Source organism: Methanospirillum sp. (assembly GCF_035406105.1).
GTDB lineage: Archaea > Halobacteriota > Methanomicrobia > Methanomicrobiales > Methanospirillaceae > Methanospirillum.
On sequence record NZ_DAONKG010000115.1, the window covers coordinates 1 to 7,739 of the forward strand.

Annotated in this window: 7 protein-coding genes and 1 pseudogene; 5 read left to right on the forward strand and 3 right to left on the reverse strand. The window is 48.5% G+C overall.

The features are described from left to right. Nucleotides 1–396, forward strand: a pseudogene (locus tag PLA23_RS08030) (hypothetical protein); the annotation flags it as partial. Here PLA23_RS08030 and PLA23_RS08035 read toward each other — a convergent pair. Genes PLA23_RS08035 through PLA23_RS08045 form a run of 3 tightly spaced genes read right to left on the reverse strand, consistent with a single transcriptional unit; the run spans nucleotide 391 to nucleotide 4,366 of the window. Then, a complete protein-coding gene (locus tag PLA23_RS08035; RefSeq protein WP_324474809.1) occupies nucleotides 391–2,997 on the reverse strand; it encodes a PKD domain-containing protein in 2,607 nt (868 codons plus the stop codon). The pseudogene PLA23_RS08030 and the gene PLA23_RS08035 overlap by 6 nt on opposite strands. Nucleotides 2,998–3,042: 45 nt before the next feature. Then, a complete protein-coding gene (gene fen, locus PLA23_RS08040; protein WP_324330130.1) occupies nucleotides 3,043–4,044 on the reverse strand; it encodes a flap endonuclease-1 in 1,002 nt (333 codons plus the stop codon). Nucleotides 4,045–4,051: 7 nt separating this feature from the next. After that, a complete protein-coding gene (locus PLA23_RS08045; RefSeq protein ID WP_324330128.1) occupies nucleotides 4,052–4,366 on the reverse strand; it encodes a hypothetical protein in 315 nt (104 codons plus the stop codon). Between the two features lie 44 nt (nucleotides 4,367–4,410). On the opposite strand from PLA23_RS08045, the gene PLA23_RS08050 reads away from it, so the two are divergent. Genes PLA23_RS08050 through PLA23_RS08065 form a run of 4 tightly spaced genes read left to right on the forward strand, consistent with a single transcriptional unit; the run spans nucleotide 4,411 to nucleotide 7,541 of the window. Beyond that, nucleotides 4,411–5,346: a presenilin family intramembrane aspartyl protease PSH gene (locus PLA23_RS08050; protein ID WP_324474810.1), complete on the forward strand. Its 936-nt coding sequence runs from the start codon at nucleotides 4,411–4,413 to the stop codon at nucleotides 5,344–5,346. 1 nt (nucleotide 5,347) lies between these two features. Then, complete coding sequence (locus PLA23_RS08055) at nucleotides 5,348–6,259, forward strand: ABC transporter ATP-binding protein (RefSeq protein ID WP_324330124.1); 912 nt, start codon at nucleotides 5,348–5,350, stop codon at nucleotides 6,257–6,259. Beyond that, entirely contained in the window at nucleotides 6,256–7,047 is a 792-nt protein-coding gene (locus tag PLA23_RS08060; RefSeq protein WP_324474811.1) for an ABC transporter permease, read from the forward strand. Before PLA23_RS08055 ends, PLA23_RS08060 begins: the two co-directional genes overlap by 4 nt. Next, entirely contained in the window at nucleotides 7,044–7,541 is a 498-nt protein-coding gene (locus PLA23_RS08065; RefSeq protein WP_324474812.1) for a DUF6125 family protein, read from the forward strand. Before PLA23_RS08060 ends, PLA23_RS08065 begins: the two co-directional genes overlap by 4 nt. Nucleotides 7,542–7,739: the final 198 nt, after the last annotated feature.

The following is a 7,739-nucleotide window of genomic DNA, read 5'->3' on the forward strand; positions in this document are numbered from 1 at the left end:
GTGGACAACGCGCTGGAGTTCGCCAAGAACCAGCGCCAACTCGCGCAGGCGGTTGATCTCAGCCGTGAGAATATTGCAGCTTTCACGCTCGGCTTCACCCGAGCCGGGCAGCCCATCTTCTCGCTGGACATCGCGCTCGCCTCATTGCAGGGGAAGATTGAAGCTGCATTTGAAGGCGATGAGAAGGCATCGAAGTTCCTCGACAGACTGGGTGCCTCGGCCACAGATGCCAGCGGCAACATGACCAAGCTCGACGTGGCGCTCCGGGCAATCGCCAAGGATGCCGCCACCACCGGAGAGACTGCCGAGAAGGCCGCCGCCCGCGTGGCCATCTTCGGCATCTTCGGCCATATAACCGCAGCACAACGGTTCATGCATGTGTGGAGACAGTTATAACTGTTTTCCAACCATCTGGGCACTTGTATTCATATAAATCCAGTATCCCAGCCGGGGATCGAGTGATACCGTGCTGCTCTCGATTCCATTGGTGACCGGACTGTCATACCGCTGTTTCTCTGCATCATATCCGATGACATAGCTCCAGAACTCTTCAACTGAACGAAACGCCTCATCGGCGGATACCATCATAATATCTGCAAAGCTGACAAGATTCCAGCCGGCATCAAGATTCCTGGTCAGATTATAAGCAGGAGCATCGCTGGAGATTCGTATCGGAACCTGCACCACATCTGGCGAATAGATAAAGAATGCAGAGAGGGGAGAGAGTGGATCTGATCGCGATGGCCTCATCCATGTTCCTGACGAACTGTTCCATGAAAAAACCGAGTGCCCGGCAGTATCCACATCAGAGAGAATGTCCATCGTATCAAATCCAGGCTCAAGGGTTACCGGAACCGACACCAGATTCCACCCCCGAAGAAGAGTGATATTCAGGTAGTATGGGGAGACTGCAACAACATATGCAGGTTTTTTGATATCTTCACACCCTGAAACCGAATCACAAGCATGAAGGACCGGGGAGTATATCCCGGCGGTATCATAGCAATGGAACGGATTTCGCTCATTCGTCTTCTGTCCATCTCCAAAATCAAGTTCAGACTGCTGGATCTGGCCGGTCACCTTATACGATGTGCAGAGGGGAGCAACACCACGCCGGGGTAGACCTGAAAAATCATAGGGAGAGTCTTCCTTCCTGAGCACATGAATCGTCTGCGACTTTGAGCCATAACATTCTCCGGCCCCCCATACCGTCAATGTCACATTATAGTCACCAGGCTCATCAAAGCGGTGTTCTATGATCTTGTCTGAACCAGACGTCCCGTCACCAAAGGTCCAGTACCGTTTCTCAGCATAATCAAGAGTGGTATCCGTACATTTCACCGTCAGGGGGGCTTTTCCTTGAGGCGGAAACATGGAGAATGATGGCTTTGGAACGGCATGGGCGGTAATGAAATTCTCCTTTACCTCCTTTTGAGTACCGTTCGGAAAGGTGTCTGTAAGACTGACCGTGTATGGGCCTGGGAATTGGTAGCAGTGAAACGGATTTTTCTCAGTGCTAGTCTCACCATCTCCAAACTCCCAGAGACGGGAGAGGGGTATCTCAGGGGACTGCTCATGAAACTGCACACAGTGGGGAGCACACCCTGCAACCGGTGTACCCGTAAAGTCAAGTTTTCCTTTTGGTTTTATCTTCAGTTCCTTGGCCGTTATGGCATTACATCCGCAGGAACCGGTGACAACCAGGGAGACGCGGAATGTTCCTTCCGTCTCAAACCGGTGGGTAGGAGCTGGACCAGACGCTCCCGTACCGTCTCCAAAATCCCAGGTATACTTGAGTCCTTCCGGCGCATCGGTACTGAATCTGTACTCATTCAGAGTATCACCCTGGCTGATTAGAATTCTTGGCTGATGAACAATGATGGGTTCTTTTCCTTCCACCGTATCACAGAGATTATTAGAACAATAGGTCAGGGATGGAAAATAATTCCCGCTCGATCCAAAACAATGGGTTGCCTGTGCACCAGTTGCTGTACTGTTGTCCCCAAAGTTAAACTCCCATGACTGAGGCGGATTGATTATACTGTATGCAACACACAAAGGAGCGATCCCTTCGACCGGTGTAGCCGTAAAGTCAGGAGTTCCGGCAGGAACATACTTCAGATACCCGTTTTTCGTGATGGTATAAGGGGCCCCGTCAATCGTATAGGTCATGGAGACGGTATATAACCCAGGTTCAGAATAGCAATGGACCGGACTCTTTTCATATGAAGACGTGCCATCTCCAAAGTCCCATTGGAATGAATCGGCTTCTCCATATACCGTAAAACGGGTACATACCGGAGCGGTCCCGTTCTGTCTTTCAGCAATGAAATCCACAGGATTACCAGATTCAACCTCAATATAATTAAACTTGGAGATCTTGTTACAGGACCCTGCAATGCAGTACGTGAGGGTGGGACTGTAATTTCCCGGTTCCCTGAACTGATGTCGCGGGTTTTGATCTGTCGTATCATCACTCCCATCCCCAAAATGCCAGACGATATGTGTGGGACTGCCAATAATCGTAAACTGCGTGGTAAGCGGGGCCGGACCGGTGGTAGGATCAGCAACATAATCTACATACATCTCTGGATCGCCAACTTTCACGCAATCAGGCTTTGAAACTTCACCGGCAATCGTGCCATAGGAGTATTTCAGCTTTACCCAGTAGGACCCTTTCTGCTTATAACAATGAACAGGGTTCATGACATACGAGGTTGTCCCGTCTCCAAAATCCCATACATACTCACCATTCGGGCCTGAAACCGTGAACTGCACACACAGCGGAGGATATCCTTCAAACGGAGAAGCCGAAAAATCAACTGTCCATTCAGCAGAGAGATTATCAGAGGTATTTGTGATGTTCTCACCAGGTTCCTCACCATAAACAGGGATCACAAACCATGACACGCAGACACATAATACAAGGACAGACACCCCTCTGATGGACCGGTATCTCTGCATCCGAACGGAAAAACCACCCATTTGTACAATCATGTATTTTTATGTACTGTAAGTATAAAAATAAGCCATGAAATCTGGTCAGAACCAGCTCTCAAGGGTTCTCTGCTTCTCCTTTTTGGATATCTTATCAAGAACAGGTTCTACCCTGTCTTTTGAAAATCCGTGTTCCTCGCAGAGAAATGTCTTGATCCCATCCCGATCAATCCGTCTGGTCTGCAGTGAATAGGTATCGGTAACCGGAGGATTCATGAAAAAATTCCGGACCGGTTCAGGATCAAAATCCGGTAGTTTTTCCCTGATTATTGATTCAAATTCCCCGGATCTGATCTTTTTCAGCCCGGTCTTCGCGCCGATCCCACGAACCCCTGGATGAAAGTCTGTGCCGGTCAGAATGGCAATCTCGATGAGTTGTTCCCTGCTGATGGCAAGGGAGCTGAGCACATCTGAAAGGACTATCCGTTCAGGTTGAACCATGACCTGTCTTCCATGAATTCTTCTTTTTCCTGATATGGTCAGGTTCCTGACAAGAACCGGCGTCCCGAAGAGGAGGGTATCATAATCCTGGGATACCACATAATCAGCGTCGCCTTTTAGTACCATATACGCGGCCTGAGCCTCTCCTTCTGATGGGGCATCGACAACCGGCAGGCCCATGAATTGAATAAGCGTCCGTGCAGATGAGATGATGTACGCATCAACGACTGAACTTGACATGGCATACCGGAACGCACTGGCAAGGTCACCCTCCTTTTTTGCCTGATCCCATTTTTCCTTTGATTCATCACGTACATCCCTTCTCTCCCGGATCGTTGAACTTTTCATCTCCGGAGGGCGGCCATCAAATACATAGACCGGGCAAATCCCCTGCTCAAGAAAATTTGCAGTCCGAAAGAAGATGCCGGAGAGATGTGAAGTAATCCGTCCCTCATCATCCATAAGAGGAGTGCCGTCAGGCTGCCGGATGATGGAGAGGAACTGATAGAATGCATTGAATGCATCAATTGCCGCAACACCTCTCAAATCTTCCGGAGTTGCCGGACGTTTAAAATCAGCGAGTATGTCTCTGAGTGCTACACCCATGATAGACCTACCGGTATACCCGTCTTGATAACTCGCTATGTACATCCATAATCTGTCGCACAGACTCCTCGTATCGTCGTTTCAGATCAGATGCCTGATCATCGACTGCACGATGAATAATTCTGCCCTGATATTTGACACCAGCGGTAAGATTTTCTATCCTGACAAGGATGAACCACATAAGGAAAATTATGGGAAGTGTCATCAGGAGAAGTCCGATAATCGCTTCAACCGGAAATGAATATGCATACCCGATCAGAATACACCCGCACGAGACGAGAAGCACCGGGATAATACCAGCCAGAAGGATCCGATCATCCATATATTCAGATAGGTAGTTCTCCCATGATGTAAGTACTGGTTATCATGAGATCGAAGGAACAATTCCGGGAGGTTCTTGCCATCCTTGCAATGCCGGTAATGCTCCTTGCTGTTGAAACCGGATCTGTTCTCCTCGCAGTGCCGATGACTGCGAGCGGGTATGCAGTCTTTGAAGACCCAAATTCACTCTCAAACCCGATATGGTTTATCGTGATGTTGCTTGCATTTACCGCTTTTCTTCTTATGCTGATAAAATATCAGTTTAAACGCATTTTAGACTGGATTATCCGGATATCAATATTCATAGCCTACATATATGTATTCTCCGGCCTCCTGGGCCTTATCACTTCAGCCGGTTATGCCCTCCTTGTGGGAAGTATCGGTGCCCTTGCTGCAACACTTCTCTTATGGAAGTATCCAGAATGGTATGTCGTCGATATCCTCGGCGTTCTGCTTGCTGCCGGAGTTGCTTCCATGTTTGGTATCTCACTTGAACCAATTCCGGTAATCCTGCTCTTATTTCTCCTCTCGGTGTATGATGCACTATCAGTGTATAAGACAAAACATATGCTTACCCTGGCTCAGGGGGTCATAGAAGGCAGAATGCCGATTATGGTGGTTGTACCAAAAAAGGAAGGGTATTCATTTATTCGTGACGGAGTTGGCGGCAGCATTCAGCCGGATGAATCCGGTGACGAGCGGCCTGCCCATAATCGTGCAGCATATCTGATGGGTCTTGGAGACCTCATCATGCCGTCAATCCTGGTAACTTCAGCTGCTGTATTTGTTCCGGGAGGTGGGATAGGAATGCTGAGCCTTCCGGCAATCGGGGCACTCTGTGGATCCCTTGCTGGCCTTGGAATCCTTCTCTATGCTGTTCATTCAGGCAGACCCCAGGCAGGCCTTCCACCCCTGAACGGTGGTGCGATATGTGGATTTCTGATTGGATGGTTTCTGATGATACATTACATGAGCCCATGATATGAAACCAGATGTGATTGAAGCCCGGGACCTCATAAAACGATATGGAGAACTGACCGCTGTTGACTCAATCACATTCTCCGTTTCAGAAGGTGAGCTCTTCGGATTTCTCGGACCCAACGGAGCCGGAAAAACGACGACTATGAAGATGGTCCAGTGTGTCTCACCCAGGTCAGGTGGTGAATTAAAAATATTTGGAGAAGACCCGGAGTCATCAGGAAGAAGTATCCGGAAAAGAATAGGAGTTGTCCCCCAGGAGACAAATCTGGATACCGATCTCTCGGTGTTTGATAATCTTGCGATGTATGCACGGTTTTTTGATGTGACTCCTGATGATGCGGCTTTACGTGCCAGACAGCTTCTTGAGTTTTTTGAACTTGAAGCAAAAATGGACACCATCATCGAGAAGTTATCCGGAGGAATGAAACGAAGGCTTCTCCTTGCACGGGCTCTCATGAACCGGCCGGAGCTGCTCATACTTGATGAGCCAACCATCGGACTGGACCCCCAGGCCCGCCATCATATCTGGGAAAAACTTCTGAAATTGCGTGCAGAGGGGCATACCATCGTTCTCACCACGCACTATCTTGATGAAGCTGCCCGTCTTTGTGACCGGCTTGTGATCATGGATCATGGGAAGATACTGGTTGAAGGATCTCCCCAGGAACTTATCAGAACTCATATTGGAATGGACATTGTCGAGACTGATAATATACGTGAAGTTACCGTGTTTCTTGAATCAGCTGGGATTCCATATGATTCAGGGGGGGATACCATACAGATCCGGACACAAAAACCCCGTGAGATAGCAGATATGATAATGGAGCGGTTTCAGGGAATCAGGGTAATCACCCGGCCCGGAACGCTTGAAGATGTCTTTTTACTTCTGACCGGCCGGAGGATTCGTGAATGAAAGGACCAGGATTTGAGGATATTGCGACCTTCTTTACCGGAACCGTCCGGGTATGGCTGCGAAATGCGCTGGTATTCCAAAAGAATATCCGGGTCAACCTTATACCCCCGTTCATTGAGCCGCTCCTCTATCTGGGGGCGATCGGGTTTGGCATCGGTGCATATATTACAGATATTGAGGGAGTTTCCTATGTCAGATTTATTGCTCCGGGAATCCTTGCAGCATCAGTGATGAACGCCTCGTTCTTTGAATGTGCATATGGTACCTATGTCCGGATGTATTATCAGAAGACCTTTGATGCCCTCCTTGCAACCCCAATCACCATACAGGAGGTCATCCTGGGAGAAATACTCTGGGGAGCGACCCGGGGATTCATCTCTGCACTCTCAATCAGTATCATCCTCCTGCTCCTCAATCTCGCATCTCCTGTCGGATTACTTATTGCACTTCCCCTCTCGTTCCTCGCCGGATTATTATTTTCATCAATTGCAGCATGCTTTTCTGCATTATCACCTTCAATTGACACCATATCATACCCGGCCACCCTCTTTATTGCCCCCATGTTCCTCTTTTCAGGCACTTTTTTTCCGCTCAGTCTGCTCCCCTGGTTTGTGCAGGGTCTTGCCCTTATATTCCTGCCACTTACCCATGTGGTAGCCCTTATCCGGGGACTTCTGACCGGAGGGCCGAACCCGTTCTGGATTCTGAATATCTCATGGATTGTTCTAGGGACGATGGTTTTTTCATTCCTTGCTATCCGACTTTTTGAACGGAGACTGATTGTATGAGGAACAACCCTGAAGAGTTAACAAAGGAACGTATTGATGCAGCAAAAAACTGGCTTGCAATCGACGGACTGTGGTTTTTGGAGATAGAAAAACGGTACGGACTTGATGTTGCAATAGAATGTGATGCTTCCGTCTGGAAAGAGTTCTCACGGATTGAAGCGGAACGGATTATGGCACGCCTCCATCTTCAGCCTGGTGGAGGACTGGATGCATTGGAAAAAGCCCTGCACCATAGGCTTTTTTCTCTCCTCAATACTTATGAGATACAAAAACCAGACCCGGGAGTCCTTGAGTTATTCATGAACTCATGCAGAACCCAGGCAGCACGGGATAGAAAGGGACTCCCGTTATTTCCATGTAAGAAAATTGGTCTGATTGATTATGAGGTATTTGCTCATACCATTGACCCGGCAATACAGGTTGAATGTATCGCATGCCCACCGGATACCCTGGTCAGATCTTCCATTGTGGATGGCGGTTTAAAGTCTGATTGAGACCTCAATCAATCCAATACGAGTAAGCATTCTTGTTCCTTGGGAACAATCCAACAGGATTACCTGTTTTTCTTGAACTAAAAAAAAGAAACCCCGGGTTTCCAGGGGAATCAGATGTTAAACCTGATCTTATTTACGCAGTCTTGTTGACTGGTTCTGCTGCGGCTGGTGCTTCCTGGGTTGCGTTGGTTGCTTCCT

Bases quoted from the DNA above. Each gene is read 5' to 3' on its own strand.
- PLA23_RS08050 (WP_324474810.1), top strand. From the start codon at position 4,411: ATGAGATCGAAGGAACAATTCCGGGAGGTTCTTGCCATCCTTGCAATG.
- PLA23_RS08065 (WP_324474812.1), top strand. From the start codon at position 7,044: ATGAGGAACAACCCTGAAGAGTTAACAAAGGAACGTATTGATGCAGCA.
- PLA23_RS08045 (WP_324330128.1), bottom strand. From the start codon at position 4,366: ATGGATGATCGGATCCTTCTGGCTGGTATTATCCCGGTGCTTCTCGTC.
- PLA23_RS08060 (WP_324474811.1), top strand. From the start codon at position 6,256: ATGAAAGGACCAGGATTTGAGGATATTGCGACCTTCTTTACCGGAACC.
- PLA23_RS08055 (WP_324330124.1), top strand. From the start codon at position 5,348: ATGAAACCAGATGTGATTGAAGCCCGGGACCTCATAAAACGATATGGA.
- fen (WP_324330130.1), bottom strand. From the start codon at position 4,044: ATGGGTGTAGCACTCAGAGACATACTCGCTGATTTTAAACGTCCGGCA.
- PLA23_RS08035 (WP_324474809.1), bottom strand. From the start codon at position 2,997: ATGATTGTACAAATGGGTGGTTTTTCCGTTCGGATGCAGAGATACCGG.